This is a genomic window from Acidianus ambivalens (assembly GCF_009729015.1).
GTDB lineage: Archaea > Thermoproteota > Thermoprotei_A > Sulfolobales > Sulfolobaceae > Acidianus > Acidianus ambivalens.
In genome coordinates, this window is sequence record NZ_CP045482.1 from 2,025,687 (window position 1) to 2,041,039 (window position 15,353).

General features: G+C 32.8%; 17 protein-coding genes and 1 tRNA gene. 10 read left to right on the plus strand and 8 right to left on the minus strand.

The window, feature by feature from the left end:
- Window position 1: 1 nt before the first annotated feature.
- Window positions 2–256 (minus strand): DNA-directed RNA polymerase subunit H, encoded by a 255-nt coding sequence (locus D1866_RS11545; protein WP_152940016.1) that lies wholly within the window; start codon window positions 254–256, stop codon window positions 2–4.
- Between the two features lie 52 nt (window positions 257–308).
- Window positions 309–1,586, minus strand: coding sequence for an NAD(P)-dependent malic enzyme (locus D1866_RS11550; protein ID WP_152940018.1), 1,278 nt, complete (start codon window positions 1,584–1,586; stop codon window positions 309–311).
- A 73-nt stretch (window positions 1,587–1,659) separates the two neighbouring features.
- Here D1866_RS11550 and infB point away from each other — a divergent pair, with 73 nt between their 5' ends.
- Complete coding sequence (infB, locus tag D1866_RS11555) at window positions 1,660–3,453, plus strand: translation initiation factor IF-2 (protein ID WP_155861175.1); 1,794 nt, start codon at window positions 1,660–1,662, stop codon at window positions 3,451–3,453.
- Here the strand turns inward: infB and ndk are convergent.
- Together ndk and D1866_RS11565 are read right to left on the minus strand one after the other, a co-directional pair.
- Window positions 3,427–3,864: a nucleoside-diphosphate kinase gene (ndk, locus tag D1866_RS11560; protein ID WP_013775554.1), complete on the minus strand. Its 438-nt coding sequence runs from the start codon at window positions 3,862–3,864 to the stop codon at window positions 3,427–3,429. The genes infB and ndk overlap by 27 nt on opposite strands.
- Window positions 3,864–4,052 carry a 50S ribosomal protein L24e gene (locus D1866_RS11565; protein WP_152940022.1) on the minus strand — a complete coding sequence of 63 codons (189 nt, stop codon included), beginning with the start codon at window positions 4,050–4,052 and terminating at the stop codon, window positions 3,864–3,866. Before D1866_RS11565 ends, ndk begins: the two co-directional genes overlap by 1 nt.
- A 67-nt stretch (window positions 4,053–4,119) precedes the next feature.
- Between D1866_RS11565 and D1866_RS11570 the strand changes: the two genes are divergently transcribed.
- The 7 genes from D1866_RS11570 (at window position 4,120) to D1866_RS11600 (ending at window position 8,931) form a co-directional block, all read left to right on the plus strand.
- Window positions 4,120–4,365, plus strand: a complete 246-nt coding sequence (locus D1866_RS11570; RefSeq protein ID WP_048054556.1) for a 30S ribosomal protein S28e — start codon at window positions 4,120–4,122, stop codon at window positions 4,363–4,365.
- A 4-nt stretch (window positions 4,366–4,369) separates the two neighbouring features.
- Window positions 4,370–5,020, plus strand: coding sequence for a uracil phosphoribosyltransferase (gene upp, locus D1866_RS11575; protein ID WP_152940024.1), 651 nt, complete (start codon window positions 4,370–4,372; stop codon window positions 5,018–5,020).
- Window positions 4,995–5,390, plus strand: a complete 396-nt coding sequence (gene cdd / locus D1866_RS11580; protein ID WP_152940026.1) for a cytidine deaminase — start codon at window positions 4,995–4,997, stop codon at window positions 5,388–5,390. The genes upp and cdd overlap by 26 nt, the downstream gene beginning before the upstream one ends.
- A gap of 10 nt (window positions 5,391–5,400) precedes the next feature.
- Window positions 5,401–6,819 (plus strand): Asp-tRNA(Asn)/Glu-tRNA(Gln) amidotransferase subunit GatB, encoded by a 1,419-nt coding sequence (gene gatB / locus D1866_RS11585; RefSeq protein ID WP_152940028.1) that lies wholly within the window; start codon window positions 5,401–5,403, stop codon window positions 6,817–6,819.
- 77 nt (window positions 6,820–6,896) lie between these two features.
- Complete coding sequence (locus tag D1866_RS11590) at window positions 6,897–7,610, plus strand: phosphoribosyltransferase family protein (RefSeq protein ID WP_152940030.1); 714 nt, start codon at window positions 6,897–6,899, stop codon at window positions 7,608–7,610.
- A complete protein-coding gene (locus D1866_RS11595) occupies window positions 7,607–8,110 on the plus strand; it encodes a hypothetical protein (protein ID WP_152940032.1) in 504 nt (167 codons plus the stop codon). The genes D1866_RS11590 and D1866_RS11595 overlap by 4 nt, the downstream gene beginning before the upstream one ends.
- A 170-nt stretch (window positions 8,111–8,280) precedes the next feature.
- The gene (locus D1866_RS11600) at window positions 8,281–8,931 is read left to right on the plus strand and encodes a 2,5-diamino-6-(ribosylamino)-4(3H)-pyrimidinone 5'-phosphate reductase (RefSeq protein WP_152940034.1); all 651 of its coding nucleotides are present in this window, start codon (window positions 8,281–8,283) and stop codon (window positions 8,929–8,931) included.
- A gap of 18 nt (window positions 8,932–8,949) precedes the next feature.
- On the opposite strand, the gene tes is transcribed toward D1866_RS11600, so the two are convergent.
- The 4 genes from tes to purB all read right to left on the minus strand — a co-directional run bounded on the left by tes (window position 8,950) and on the right by purB (window position 13,188).
- The gene (tes, locus tag D1866_RS11605; RefSeq protein WP_152940036.1) at window positions 8,950–10,698 is read right to left on the minus strand and encodes a tetraether lipid synthase Tes; all 1,749 of its coding nucleotides are present in this window, start codon (window positions 10,696–10,698) and stop codon (window positions 8,950–8,952) included.
- A 70-nt stretch (window positions 10,699–10,768) separates the two neighbouring features.
- A complete protein-coding gene (locus tag D1866_RS11610) occupies window positions 10,769–11,713 on the minus strand; it encodes a thiamine-phosphate kinase (RefSeq protein WP_152940038.1) in 945 nt (314 codons plus the stop codon).
- 13 nt (window positions 11,714–11,726) lie between these two features.
- Window positions 11,727–11,815 (minus strand) — tRNA-Thr (locus tag D1866_RS11615).
- A gap of 2 nt (window positions 11,816–11,817) precedes the next feature.
- On the minus strand, window positions 11,818–13,188 hold the full coding sequence (gene purB / locus D1866_RS11620) for an adenylosuccinate lyase (RefSeq protein WP_152940040.1): 1,371 nt from the start codon (window positions 13,186–13,188) through the stop codon (window positions 11,818–11,820).
- 53 nt (window positions 13,189–13,241) lie between these two features.
- Between purB and D1866_RS11625 the strand changes: the two genes are divergently transcribed.
- The gene (locus D1866_RS11625) at window positions 13,242–14,246 is read left to right on the plus strand and encodes a formate--phosphoribosylaminoimidazolecarboxamide ligase (RefSeq protein WP_152940042.1); all 1,005 of its coding nucleotides are present in this window, start codon (window positions 13,242–13,244) and stop codon (window positions 14,244–14,246) included.
- Window positions 14,243–15,289 carry a formate--phosphoribosylaminoimidazolecarboxamide ligase family protein gene (locus D1866_RS11630; protein WP_152940044.1) on the plus strand — a complete coding sequence of 349 codons (1,047 nt, stop codon included), beginning with the start codon at window positions 14,243–14,245 and terminating at the stop codon, window positions 15,287–15,289. Before D1866_RS11625 ends, D1866_RS11630 begins: the two co-directional genes overlap by 4 nt.
- Window positions 15,290–15,353 lie beyond the last annotated feature (64 nt).

The following is a 15,353-nucleotide window of genomic DNA, read 5'->3' on the forward strand; positions in this document are numbered from 1 at the left end:
TTCACCCACTTATTACATACCTATAAATAACTGTCTCTCCAACAGTTTGGCTCTTCCTAGTAATTTTTATGATATCTCCTGGCTTAGCTCCAATGACTTTTACTACAGGATCTGATGCCTTAATCCAAGGTAATTGCTCTGGACTAACTCCGAGAGCTTTTAGCACTTTATATGCCTCTTCTATTGAAAGCACTTCATGTTTCGGAACTAAAGAATGAACTCTAGGATCTATTTTCTTATTAGAAGATGAACGCATGAAATACACCTTTGATAGATAAAAAGGCTTTCTGTAATGTAATATATAAGGTTTAAGTTAATGAAGCAAGTAGCTTTCTAGCGTTCTCTATCATCTGTCTTGCATTATTATATATTTCTTCATAACTTAAATTAACTCTAGCTATTCCTTGTTGTACAGCTTTGCTTCCTACTGCGGCAGCAACTCTTGGATAAACTTCCCACTCTGTCATTTTAGGTATAATATAATCCTCTGAAAGACCTTTTTCTCTAGCAAACGCAGAAAGTTCCCTTGCTGCAGCTATTACCATATCGTCAGTAATAGTCTTAGCTCTAACGTCTAAAGCTCCTCTGAAAACAGCTGGAAATATTAATGAATTATTAATTTGATTAGGTAAATCACTTCTTCCAGTTCCAACAATTCTTGCACCTGCTTTCTTTGCCTCGTCTGGCCATATTTCTGGTACCGGATTTGCTAAAGCGAATACAATAGCATCCTTATTCATTTTAGAAATTAATTTTGGATCAATAGTATGAGGGCCAGGTTTTGAGGCTGCTATTAATACATCTGCACCTTCAAAGGCTTTTTCCACTGTTGTGACGTTATCCTTATTTGATTCTTTAAGTAACTCATACTTCCATGGATTTGTATTCTTTATTTCTTCCTCATCTTCTCTTCCTCTATATAATGGGCCCTTAGTGTCAATAAGTATCATATTTGAATAAGGTATTCCGTAGGATTTCAATAAACGTGCTGTGGCAATATTAGCTGCCCCTACTCCATAAAATACTATCTTAATTTTAGTAGGAGACTTACCTACAATCTCTAACGCGGAAATAAGTCCGGCTAAAGTGGCTCCCGCAGTACCTTGTTGATCATCATGCCATACTGGAATATGAAGTTCTTCTCTTAATTTATCTAATATATAAAAACATTTTGGAGATTCTATATCTTCTAAGTTTATCCCTCCAAAGGCAGGTTCCAAAATTTTTACAGTCTCTATAATTTTATCTGGATCTTTAGTACCTATAGGTAATGGTATTGCGTCAACACCGCCAAGATATTTAAATAATAATGCCTTACCTTCCATTACTGGCATGGCTGCCTCAGGACCTATATTTCCTAATCCTAGAACTCTAGTACCATCTGTAACTACTGCTATCGAATTCCATCTATAAGTATATTGAAATGATAAGTCAGGGTTTTTACTTATTTCTTTAGAAACTGCAGCTACTCCAGGAGTGTATAAAATCGCAAAATCTTCTAATGATCTTATAGGTACTTTAGGCAATATCTGAATTTTACCTTTATACTTAGACGAAACTTCAATAGCCAATTTATCATAATCCAAACTTACAACCCATTATATCAAGAGAATGTGAGCTTAAAAATAATAACATAAAATTAAAGTAATCTATGTCACGGTGATATATTTGCCTAAATTAAGGCAACCAATAGTAGTCGTTCTAGGACACGTTGACCATGGAAAAACAACTTTGTTAGATAAAATAAGAGGCACGGCCATGGTTAAAAAAGAGCCTGGAGAAATGACACAAGAAGTTGGAGCCAGCTTTGTCCCTACATCAGTAATATCGAAAATAGCAGAGCCGTTAAAGAATATTATACCTATAAAGCTAGAAATTCCAGGTCTACTTTTTATAGATACTCCAGGACATGAATTGTTCTCTAATCTTAGAAGAAGAGGGGGTAGCGTTGCTGATATAGCAATTTTAGTAGTAGATATTATGGAAGGATTTCAAAAACAGACTTATGAATCAATAGAGATTTTAAAAGAGAGAAAAGTTCCGTTTTTAGTAGCTGCAAATAAGATAGATCGTATACCAGGCTGGAAACCTAATGAAAATGAGCCGTTCCTTTTTAGTTTACAAAAGCAAAGCCCGGCAGTTCAGAAAAAATTAGATGAACTTGTTTACAACATTGTAATACAACTGGCATCAGAGAATTTTAATGCTGATAGATTTGATAGAATTAGAGATTTCACAAAATATGTAGCAATAGTTCCAGTTTCTGGAAAAACCGGAGAAGGAATACCAGAATTATTAGCAATACTAGCCGGTTTGACGCAACGTTATATGCAAGGTAAATTAAAGTTTGTAGAAGGACCGGCTAAAGGTGTAGTTTTAGAAGTTAAGGAAGATCCTGGTATAGGGCACACTATAGATGTAATTATTTATGATGGAATTTTACATAAGAACGACACTATAATTCTTGGAGGATTAAATGGAATTATTGTAACCAAGGTAAGGGGAATATTACTTCCTGCACCATTACAAGACATGAGACTTGCAAAAACTGGCTATAGATCAGTAGATGAAGTATCTGCTGCAGCAGGTGTTAAAATTTCGGCCCCAAATCTAGAGGAAGCTTTAGCTGGATCCCCACTATATGTTGCTGAAAATGAAAGCAAAATAGACGAATATAAGAAACTTATTGAGGAGGAATTATCAAAAATAAGATTCGCTAAAGATGTAAAAGGAATAGTAGTAAAAGCTGATAGCCTAGGAGTATTAGAATCTATTGTTACAGCATTAGAGAAAAGAGGAATACCAGTAAGGCTTGCAGATATTGGACCTATAACTAAAAGAGATATTGTAGAAGCAGAACTAGCAGGAAAAGAAGAGGAGGAATATGGTGTAATTGCCGCATTTAGAGTTAAACCTATAGGAAATCTTGATACTTCAAAAGTTAAGATAATTTACAATGATATAATATATCAATTAATAGATGAAGTAGAAAAATACATTAATGATGTAAGAGAAAGGAAGAAGAGGAGAACGTATGATAGTTTAATTCTTCCAGGTAAGATAAAGATTCTACCAGGTTTTGTGTTTAGGAGAAGTGATCCAGTGATAGTTGGAGTCGAAGTAGAGGGAGGAATAATAAAACCTAAATTCCCGTTAATAAAGGATGACGGTAGAAAAGTTGGCGAAATACTACAAATTCAAGATAATAAAAAGTCTTTAGATAAGGCTACAAAAGGTATGGAAGTCGCTATTTCAATAAAGGGAAATGTAATGGTTGGAAGGCAAATAAATGAAGGAGATATACTTTACACTGATGTGCCTAAAGAAGATCTAGAAATTCTAGTTAATAATTATAAAGATACAATAACTGACGACATGAAAGAGGTAATACAAGAAATTATTAAGATAAAAAGAGTAGAAGATCCTTTATACGGTTTGGGTATTAAGCTGTAACTCCGTTTCCTCGAAAAATAAGGACATCTCTTTCTTAGCTTTCTCTGGAGAATCCGATGCATGTATTACGTTTTCTGCTTTGCTTAACGCAAAATCTCCTCTAATGGTCCCAGGGAGAGCTTCTTTAGGATCAGTAGCTCCTATCATTTTCCTTATAACACTTACAGCTTCGTCTCCTTCTATTACCATGCACACTACTGGACCAGAAGTTATATAAGAAATTAAATCCTCGAAGAAAGACTTGCCTTTATGTTCTTCATACAATTTTTCCGCAGTTTCTCTAGAAATTCTTACCATCTTCATTGCTATAATATTAAGCCCTCTCTTTTCAAACCTAGAAATTATCTCTCCTATTAATCTTCTTTTTACTCCATCAGGTTTTATCATTACAAATTCTAATTGACTTACCATTACCTAACCCTCATATACGAGGTTGTCCACTTTAGCTTTCTCGCATCTTTATGATATTTTAGCATATATTTTCTACATTTACTAGAGCAGAACCATAAAATTGTACCATCATTCATGACATACATTAATCCTGTTCCTGGCCTTATCTCTTTTCCACAAAAACTGCACTTGTGAGTTACTGGAGGCATTTTTACCCACTTAAATTTTTGAGTGAAGTATTTAAGTGAATTGCTTAAGTTATTATACTGATTGGATATGAGTGAGAAAAAAGCTGAAACGTCGCCCATAATAGAAGAGTTTGGATTCCCTGCAGAAGTTATACAAATATTGGATAGAACTGGAGTAACTGGAGAAGTAACACAAGTTAGAGTTAGAGTTTTAGAAGGTAGAGATAAGGGAAGAATATTAACAAGAAATATAAAGGGGCCAGTAAGATTAGGAGATATAGTGATTCTTAGAGAGACAGAAAGAGAAGCAAGAAAGTTAACCACAAAGAGGTAAATTCATGCCTCTATTTTTATTATCATCCTCCCTTTCTTTACATATATTAACACAAATAAGAAATAAAGATACAGATCAAATTAATTTCAGAAAAGGATTAGTAAGGCTAGGAAGACTAATAGGTTATGAAATAGCTAACACTATGGATTATGAAATAATAGAAGTAGAAACTCCGCTAGGAGTAAAAACTAAAGGAGTTAGAATTTACGATTTAGAAAACGTAATCATTATAAATATACTAAGGGCAGCGACTCCGCTAGTTGAGGGATTACTTAAAGCCTTTCCTGCCGCTAGACAAGGTGTAGTAACTGCAAGAAGGAAAGAGTTTGAAGGAAAAGAGCCTCCTAAGGAAATGGAAGTAGAAATTTTCTATGAAAAAATTCCAAAAATAAGGAAAGGTATAGATAATGTGATAATAAGTGATCCAATGGTAGCTACTGCAAGTACAATGCTAAAAGTGCTGGAAAAAGTTGCAAAAGAAGAACCTAAAAGAATTTACATTGCTTCAGTAATAGCGTCCGAGTATGGAGTTAAAAGAATTCTAGAATTGTATCCCCAAGTATACTTTTTCACAATATCAATAGATCCTGAACTAAATAATAAAGGATATATAGTTCCAGGGTTAGGAGATGCAGGAGACAGATCTTTCGGATGAAAAATTATTGGAAATTGCTAAAAATGCTACAAGAAACTCTTATGCTCCATATTCAGATCTACACGTTGGTGCTGCAATAGTTACTGAAGATGGTAAAATATTTACCGGAACTAATATAGAGAATTCGTCGTACGGTCTATCAATATGTGCAGAAAGAGTTGCAGTTTTTAATGCAGTTAGTAATGGATATAGGAAATTTAAAAAGATTGCAGTAATAACCTCTGACGGAAAAGGCATAATGCCTTGCGGAGCTTGTAGACAAGTCTTAGCGGAATTCTCTGAAAATATGGAAGTAATAACGCTTGATAAGGACGGCAATGTGATAAGATTTAAATTAAATGATTTATTACCGCATGCATTTAGGTTATAGAGTGATAAAAATGCCAAAGATAGGTCTTGAAGTTCATGTTCATTTAAATTCATTAAAAACTAAATTATTTTGCTCTTGCCCTACAGATTATGTAGGAAAAGAACCTAACACTGTAGTTTGTCCAGTTTGCTTAGGTTTACCTGGTGCAATACCGGTATTAAACGAAGAGGCACTTAAAAAAGCAGTAATGGTAGCAATAGCTCTTAATTGCGAAATAGCGCCGTATTTGATATTCAGTAGAAAGCATTATTTTTATCCTGATATGGCAAAAAATTATCAGATTTCCCAATATGACGGCCCAGGTAGCATGGCAATAGCTAAAGCAGGATATCTTAACATTGGGAATAAAAAGGTAAGAATAAGGAGGATAAATATAGAGGAAGACCCTGCAAAATCAGTTTATCCTTCTGGATCAATGTTGACTAGTAAATATACGCTCCTGGATTATAATAGATCTGGAATTGGATTACTAGAAATAGTAACAGAACCCGATATTGAACAGCCTAAAGAAGCTAGAGAATTTCTAAATAAACTAAGATCAATATTGGAGCATTTAGATGTATGTAATTGCGAAATTGAAGGTTCCATGAGAGCCGACGTTAACGTTTCGGTTGAGGGAGGTGAAAGAGTAGAAGTAAAGAACGTTGGATCTATTAGAGATGTGGAAGATGCAATAAAATACGAAGTCGCGAGACAAAAAGCAGCCATTGCACAAGGATTAAAGGTAACTAGAGAAACTAGACACTGGGATGCGGAAAGGAAAGTTACAGTGCCAATTAGATTAAAGGAATCTGAAGAGGATTACAGATATTTTCCAGATCCGGATTTACCTCCATATCAAATAACTGAGGATTATATTAGAAAAGTAAAAGAATCCATGCCAGAACTTCCAGATGCTAGAATGAAAAGAATGGTAGAAATGTACGGAATTACTGAATACGACGCTGAAGTTTTAGTCTCAGACAAGGCACTTGCTGACTTATTTGAGAGAACAGCAAAGTTATATAACAACTATAAAAAATTAGCAAATGTTATAATAAATGATTATTTAAGGTGGATAAATGATAAAAACTTAAGAATTAGTGATTCAAAAGCTACTCCAGAAGCTTTAGCAGAACTTATGAATATGATGGATAAAGGTATAATCTCAATAAAGATCTTAAAGGAAATTTTACCTCAAATAATTCTTGAAGGTAAAAATCCAAGGGAAATAATTGAGAAAGAAAAATTAAATGTGATTAGTGATAAAGATTATTTAGAAAAAATAATTGATGAGATATTAGAAGAAGATAAAGATGCAGCACTTGCAGCTAAAAAGGATCCTAAAGTTATAAACTACCTTGTCGGCAAGGTAATGAAAAAGACTAGAGGTAAAGCTGACCCATATTTAACGAACCAGTTGCTAAAAGAAAAGCTTCAGAATATTTAATCGCGGCGTGGGTCTCTCATCATTTTTCAGCACTTAAGTTGTAGCTCATCTATGTAATATGAGTCGGGGAAGATAAAATGATTAAAGTTAGTAAGGATAAGGAAATTAGAAATCGATTATTAGCTATAGACATACTTAGAGAATTGAAAAATTCATATACATATAGAGAAATGTCTGAAATTTTTGGAATTCAAGAAACACTTATTTGTAGATACGTAAATGGAAATACTGTTCCAAGTGACGTGCAAAGTATGGAAATAATTTCAAAAGTTAAAAATAAGGAGTTTTTACTAAAATTTTTCAGAAATAAGATCAAAGTCCTTGAAGACGGATATATAGATTCTTCACAATTATTGCTTTATCCAAATTTATTAAAATTGCTTTTAGAATTATATCTTACAAAAGTATTACAACAAGACGCAGTTGACAAGATCTTTAGTATAGCTACTAACGGAGTGCCCTTCGCTACTATTGCGTCCTTAATTTTAGATAAACCATTATTAATAGCTAAAAAGCATAAAGACTCCATTAACCTAGAATATTATGAAGAAAGCCTAAAGGAAACTGATAGTGTGGTCAATAATATATATTTAAGGAAGGACCTAATAAAGAAAAATGATAGAATATTAATCGTTGATGACGTAATTAAGTCGGGTAAAACTATAAGCTCTTCTATAAAGCTTCTTCAAAAAGCAGGCGCCAGAGTAGTAGGAATATTAGTCTTGGTGGGCAATTTAGATAATATAAAGTATCTTAAAGACGAGAATATTCAAGTGATATTTAACATATGACGTTCGCGTATTTAGGAAACGGAGTGTATACAATTGATAATGAGATGTATATAATAAACACATACGAGAATAACTTTTTTATAATAGATAGTAAAGAAAATATAGGAAATTCTGAACTGATGGATATTCTAGAAATAACAAAAGGCAAAAAACCTATGTATCTTTTCTTAACTAGTTGTTGTAAATCTGTGAGTGGAGGCGCTTGGTATATTTATAAAACATTGGGAACTAGGATAATTGCTCACTATCCAGACTCCGTTAATATAAGGCACGGTGAATGTAATAATCTCACTTATACTCCTGTAAACGTATCGGTAGAGTTAAAGGGATACATAAATTATGTTGATAATATTAAAGTAATTAATTCTAAAGTACCTACAAGCGGCTCAGTTATAATCAAATGGAAAGGTTTTCTTTTTGTAGGAAATAATAAAACCCTTTCACCATATGGCAATGAAGTTAAATACGTATGTGGAGTTAATGGTTGTATAAAGGTGTGATAAAAATGGTTTATGAGCAGATTTGTGATTCTTGCGGAGAATTAAGGGAAGTAAAATACTGTAGTGTAAAAAAGATTAATGTTTGTTATCGTTGCTGTGTGGAATGTAAAACTCGCAATGTATGTAGCATACGCGTATGGTTTAAAGGACTTCAAGTCATAAGATGAAAAATGTATGTAATCATTTTCTCTACCATAACAATTGATGGAAAATTAGCATCAAAAGATTACTATAGTGAACTAAGTTGTAAATACGATAAAGTGCGCCAACATATTCTTAGGTCTGAAGTTGATGCTATAATGATAGGAGGAAATACTGTACGTATAGATAATCCTTCTCTAACTTTAAAATATGCTCATGGTAAAAATCCTATTAGAGTGATAATATCTAATAGTCTAAATTTCAATATAAATTATAAAATATTTAATACGCCTCCTCAGACTATAATATACACTTCTAATAATTCTGAGAATAAAGATATCGAAAATAAGCTAAAAGAAAAAGGAGTCATAATAAGAAAGTTAGATAACTTCAACATATGTAATGTAATGAATGACTTAGAGTCTAACTTTAATGTACATAAAGTTATGATAGAAGGTGGTGGAAAATTAATATGGAGCGTAATTAAAGAAAATTGCTTTGATGAATTAAGAGTGACTATATCTCCAAGAGTATTCGGAAATGGTGTAAGTTTAGCTAATGGTGAGGGATTTCTAGGTAAAAACTCTCCAAAGTTAGATCTAGAAGACGTAAAAATTTGTGAATGTAAGGAAGAAGTTCATTTGATATATAAAAATCATAGCAAAATAAGAAATTTATAAAAATAAAGAAAACAACTTTTAAATGAAATGCTTGTATGTGTTTTTGTATATTTCTCCTTTTTCTAAGTCACTTACTACTCTCTTATACTTGACTTGATCGCCTATACTATTTTCTCCATGTAACTTTACCCATTCGTCTAGTGGTATCTGGTATTCTTTTAGTATTTTATCTCTGTACAAGTCATTTAATACGTTGTATGTACAGAAAGGAATTACACGACCATCTGGTGTTACATAATGTATATCACATCTCATTACTCTTTGTATATCATAATTATATAAGTCCATAAAGTGCATCGTACCTAGGAATAATGTCCTATAATGCCATTCTCCTAATGCTTCGTAATTATGATTTACGATAATGTTATATAACATCTTATACACGTCGAAGTCTTTAGGTCCTTTCTCTTTGTCAATGAACTTTCTAATATTGTACAATATTTTCAATCCTACCCAATACTTATTACCTCCTTCTTTTAGCTCTTCAGCTTTTTCCTTAAAGTATTCTAGAAGTCCTTCTAGATCAATAAACTTAGATAATGGTATGAAATGAGGTTTACCTTCTCTCCATTCTACAAATACGTAAGTGCCAGCACCACAGCTAGGGTGATTAGCCATTTCAAATTGCTCTTTTCCTGTTAATGCTTCTATCAATCTAGAAAATACTACTGAGGTTCCTATAGGATACCAACTATCTCTCGTAATTTCTCCATCAGTTTGATCTTCTATGTCCTTAATGATTTCTGGTATAGTTATCCTAAATCTAGATCTCATATTTCTTTTCATCATTCCAGTTAAGCTTACTGGCTGGAAGTTTATCGCTCTTACTACATCTATGTTTTCTGCCGCAAATCTTATAATATTACCTAAATCGTTGTCATTAGTAGTTTTTATTACTGTAGGAACTAAAACCACACTAGTCATCCCTGCTCTTCTGAATACTTCTAATGTGTATGGAATCTCCCAGTGATTTTTAGGATTAGTTCTTCTATTGGTTCCATCAAAACTCATATATACGGTGTTAACTCCAGCTTCTCTCAACTGCATTGCATATTTAATAGCCTTGTCTGGATCTTCCATGTAAAGTCTTGCAAAAGTTCCTCCCCAAGTGTTTAACTGAATATGCTTAACTCCTGATTCCCTTAATAATTTTACAATTTGTACTAAATCTTCCCTTAATGTCGGTTCTCCACCAGTTATTTGAATAACTAGGGTAATCTCTTGTCTCTTAAGTTGATCTACCATGAATTTTATTTGTTCTAACGTTGGCTCAAACACATATCCTGCTTTCTCTGCATAGAAGAAGCAATACCAGCATGCTTGATCGCATCTATTAGTTATGACTAGATTAACCAATGCTGAGTGCTGATGATGCATTGGGCATAATCCGCAGTTAAATGGACAAGGGGATTTCAAATCGACATAAGGTACTTTAGGTCCTTTACCTTCATATTCCCAATAATCGAACTTGTAATACATTCCTACGTCTCCGTAGTATAAATCTTCAAATTCTCCGTGCTCTGGGCAAACTTTCCTTATATACATCTTTTCATCTTTTTCGAATATAGCTGCTGGTAATAGTCTATAACAAACAGGACATAAAGAATGAGTTACTCTTATCAGCTTTTCATTTTCGGCTAGTTTTGGCAAAGGTCCGCCTATTTTTATTTCTCTATCTCCAAATTTCACTACTCCGTTCTCATATTTTGATGGAGCCGGAAGTAATCTAAATCCTCCTTCTTTCTTCTGAGTTTCTACTTGTGCCATCCAAACATCTAGGACATTAATGATTCTAATTTATATATAAATATATTCTCCAAATAAACGGTTTATTTGGTTAATACCATCCCTTAAAATTGTCCCAACCAGATATAGCTAGCTTATTGCCTTTATACTTTATTTCATTCTCTCCTTCTTTTCCAAGTTTTCCTAAGATTTTTGGAGAAAAATTGTAATGATAAAGCCATTCAATAATTTCTTTTACTTTTTCCTTTTTCACTACAAATAAGGAAGAGAACTCTTCCCCAGAATATTTTAATATATCATTTACTCCATATCCATATCGACGTAAATTTTCGTATACACCAGGATTGATATTAAACTCCTCAATTAATATAGAATAATTTAATCTATCAGATAGATTCTGTAATGAAATAAGTAATCCATCACTGATATCGGTAGAGGATACTATATAATTACAGAATTCTTTATAAAAATTGAGTATATTTTTATTAACTATGGGATGTTTTACTCTTAACTTAGATATTTCATGTATAGGTATATTAAAATTATTTAGATATGATATAAAAACTTCCGACGTAAAACCTATTTCATCTGAAATAATTACAATATCTCCTTCTTCTGGATTGCTTTTTATATCGCAGAGTTTCTTTCCTATTCCAGCTATATCTATCCAACCGTTTTTTTCTGAATTATTTAGATCACCTCCTACATACTTTGCTTCATAATATTCAGTAGCATTAATTATTCCATAAAATAAGTCTTCTAATTGTTTATCTTCCATCTCAGAATTTACACCAATTGAAGAAAGAATTATTCTAGGTTTAGAACCGGATGTAATTATATCGCTTACTGTAGCAGTTACTGCTTTCCAGCCAATATCATAATAGTCCATAAAGGAGAAAAAATATGACAGTTGAAATCCATCTATTTTATAAGTAAAGCCGTCTTCCGTATATACATCATAGAATATGCCATGTCCTAAATATTTTGATAAACTTCTCTTTATAAACTCATGTTCTCCTATATCCTTTAATTTCATCTTTGTGCACCAAAGCCGCCGGCGGGATTTGAACCCGCGACCACCGGCTTTCTTGACCTAACCCTTACGAGGCCGGCGCTCTACCAGCTGAGCTACGGCGGCACTTATGAATTAGTATTCTGAATTTTTAAATTATATTCCTGTTTTAACTTTTCGTAGTACTTAATAGCCCTCTGTATTAGATATTCTGTTTGACCTAAGTAATTATTAGGATCCAGTACCCTTCTAATTTCGTCCGCTGTAAAATATTTCTTAATCACGTCATTTTCCATAGCTTCCTCCAGTAATGAACGACCGTTATTCTCAGCATCCCTAGAAAGTTTCATTGATAGTTCATGAGCAACATGCCTAGGCATTCCCTTTAAGGTCAAATTAATCATTAAACTTTCAGCCATGATAAGGCCTTTAGTAATTTCTATATTTTTCTTCATATTTTCAGGGTAAATTATTAAATTGTGTAATAACGAAAGCATGCTATCTAGCATTTCATCAATTATCAGAAAAGCGTGAGATAATACTATACGCTCTGATGAACTATTTGTTAAATCCCTCTCATGCCATAGAGGTATATTTTCTAATTCAGTTAAGCATAACCCTCTTATTACTTTAGCTAAACCGCTTATCTTTTCTGCAGTAACTGGATTTTCTTTATGGGGCATTGTGCTACTTCCTACTCTATTTCCTACGCCTTCACTTAATTCCCTTATTTCTGGTCTCATCAATTCCCTAACTTCTAATGCAAATCTATCTAGCTGCGAAGCAAGAATCGCTAAGTCAGAAATAATTTCGGCGAAACCGTCTCTTGGAGCAACTTGAGTTGAAATCTCATGAGGAGTCAAACCTAGTTCTTGCATTACTTTTTCTTCAATAATTTTCCCTTTATCTCCCCATGCTGCCATTGTCCCTACTGCTCCTGCAAATTTACCTTTTATAAGCCTTCTTTCCGTATCTTTTATTCTCTCTAAAGATCTAGAAAGCTCATATACATAATTTGCAAATTTAAAACCTAAGGTTATTGGTAATGCGTGTTGACCATGCGTTCTTCCTATCATAATTGTATCTTTATATTTTATGGACATCTGCGAAAGAGTATCTAGAATTTCCAATAATTTTCTTTCAATAATATTTAATGCATCTCTAAACATTAATGCATAAGCTGTATCTACAATATCGTAACTAGTAGCACCAAAATGTATGAACCTACCGCTTTCTCCAGACTTCTCGGCTAACCATACAACCATTGCCATTACATCATGTCCTAATTTTTCTTCCAACTTATCTATTTCGTTTAAATCTATATTCTCAGAAACTTTTTCTACAATATTAATATCTTCTTGTGAAACGTAACCTAAGTCTTTTAAGGCATAAAGTAAAGCTATTTCAACTTGTATTCTATATTTTATTATACCTTCTCTAGAGAAGATTTTTCTCATTTCTTCGCTTCCATATCTCCATTCCAAAGGACAAATACTCATCTAAATCTACTTAAAATAAAACTTAATATCTTTATTTACTACTATTAGCCGAAATGATAATTAGTACCCTAGGTAGCCATTCTTCTTTACAAATTTTACATGGCGCAAAAAAAGAAGGTTTCACAACAAATGTGATTACTGATAAAAATAGGGAAAATTTCTATAAAAGATTCAATTTTATTGATGAAGTAAGAAGTTATAATAGTTTAGATGATGCGCTAGATCTAATAAACAAGAATAATGAAGAAAGTGTATTCATACCACATGGTAGCCTTATAGAGTATTTAGGAATGGATAGAGTAAAAAGAATTAAAACTCCAATATTTGGAAATAGGAACTTGTTTGAATGGGAAGCTAATCAGCATAAAAAAATGAGTTTATTAAAAATGGCTAAGATAAAAATTCCAGAGTCATTTGAAAGTCCAGAAGATGTTGATAGATTAGTTATAGTAAAGTTACTTGGTGCTAAAGGTGGGAAAGGTTATTTTATAGCAAAAAATAAGGAGGAAGTAAAAGAAGGTCTTAATAAATTACTTGAGGCTAAACTTATTAAATCTATAGATGAAGTAATAATTCAAGAATACGTAATAGGAATACCAATGTATTTTCACTTCTTTTATAGTCCTATTTTTAAAAGAGTAGAAATAACTGGAATGGATATCAGATATGAAACTAACGTAGATGGATTAAGAAGATTACCAACAAATCTTATTAATGTAGACCCAACATTTGTTGTAGCAGGCAATATTCCAGTTATAGCTAGAGAAAGCATATTACCTAAGGCATTTGAATACGCTGAAAATTTCGTAAATACCGTAAAAGAAAATGTTCCACCTGGCATGATAGGACCATTCTGTTTAGAATCAATTGTAACAGATAGTTTAGACATAGTAGTATTCGAATTTTCTGGAAGGATAGTTGCAGGTACAAATTTATATGTAGAAGGTAGCCCATATAGTTGGCTTTATTGGGACGAGCCAATGAGTGTAGGTAGAAGGATTGCAAGAGAGATTAAAATAGCCAAGCTTGAAAATAAACTTGGTGAAGTTACAACTTGATTAAAATCTCAGCCTTAGCTAGTCACTCGGCTTTAGATGTATTTGATGGGGCTAAGGACGAAGGTTTTAGCACAATTGCGTTATGTAAGAAAGGGAGAGAAAGACCATATTTAGAGTTTAAAAGAATAGTAGACGAATGTATTTTACTAAACGATTTTAAAGAAATACCGTCAGAAAGCGTTCAACAAAAACTAATTTCTGAAAATGCAATTATAGTACCAAATAGAAGTCTTGCTGTTTATGTTGGTTACGATAATCTAGAGAATATGAAGGTAAAATTTTTTGGTAATAGAAAAATGCTTAGATGGGAAGAAAGAAAGGGCGAAAAGAACTATTATAAATTGTTAGACAAAGCAAAAATTAGAAGACCTAGAATTTATACTCCAGATAATATAGATTCTGCGGTTATAGTAAAACTTCCAGAATCAAAAAGACGTGTAGAAAGAGGATTCTTTTTTGCTAAGAATAAGGAAGATTTTGATAAAAAACTAGAGGAACTAGAAAAGGACGGAATAATAGATGAAGAAAGCATAAAGGAAATGGTAATAGAAGAATTCATATTAGGAGCATATTTTAATGTTAATTATTTCTATAGTCCTATTTTCAATAGGACAGAAATTATTAGTATAGATAGAAGAATACAAAGTGATTGGGACGAATTCTATAAACTACCTGCTGATATTCAACTTAGTTTAAATAGAACTCCTAGACTTATAGAAGTTGGCCACGAGCCAGCTACTATAAGAGAAAGCTTACTTGAGAAGTTGTTTGAAATAGGATATGCGTTTGTAGAAGCTACACAAAAACTTGAACCGCCTGGAATAATAGGTCCTTTTACTTTACAGCTTTCAGTAACTCCAGGCTTAGATATAGTAGTTTTTGACGTGGCACCAAGAATTGGCGGAGGAACTAATGCTTATATGGGGATAGGTAGTCAATATTCGAAGCTATATTTCGGCAAACCAATAAGTTTAGGTAGAAGGATAGCTATAGAAATTAAAGAAGCTATGAATAGGTCATTAGAAGAGAAGGTTATTTTTTAATTATAAATTAATCGTAAATACTACATATTTAAACGCTCTAAGAATATGCATTGATAATTATAGA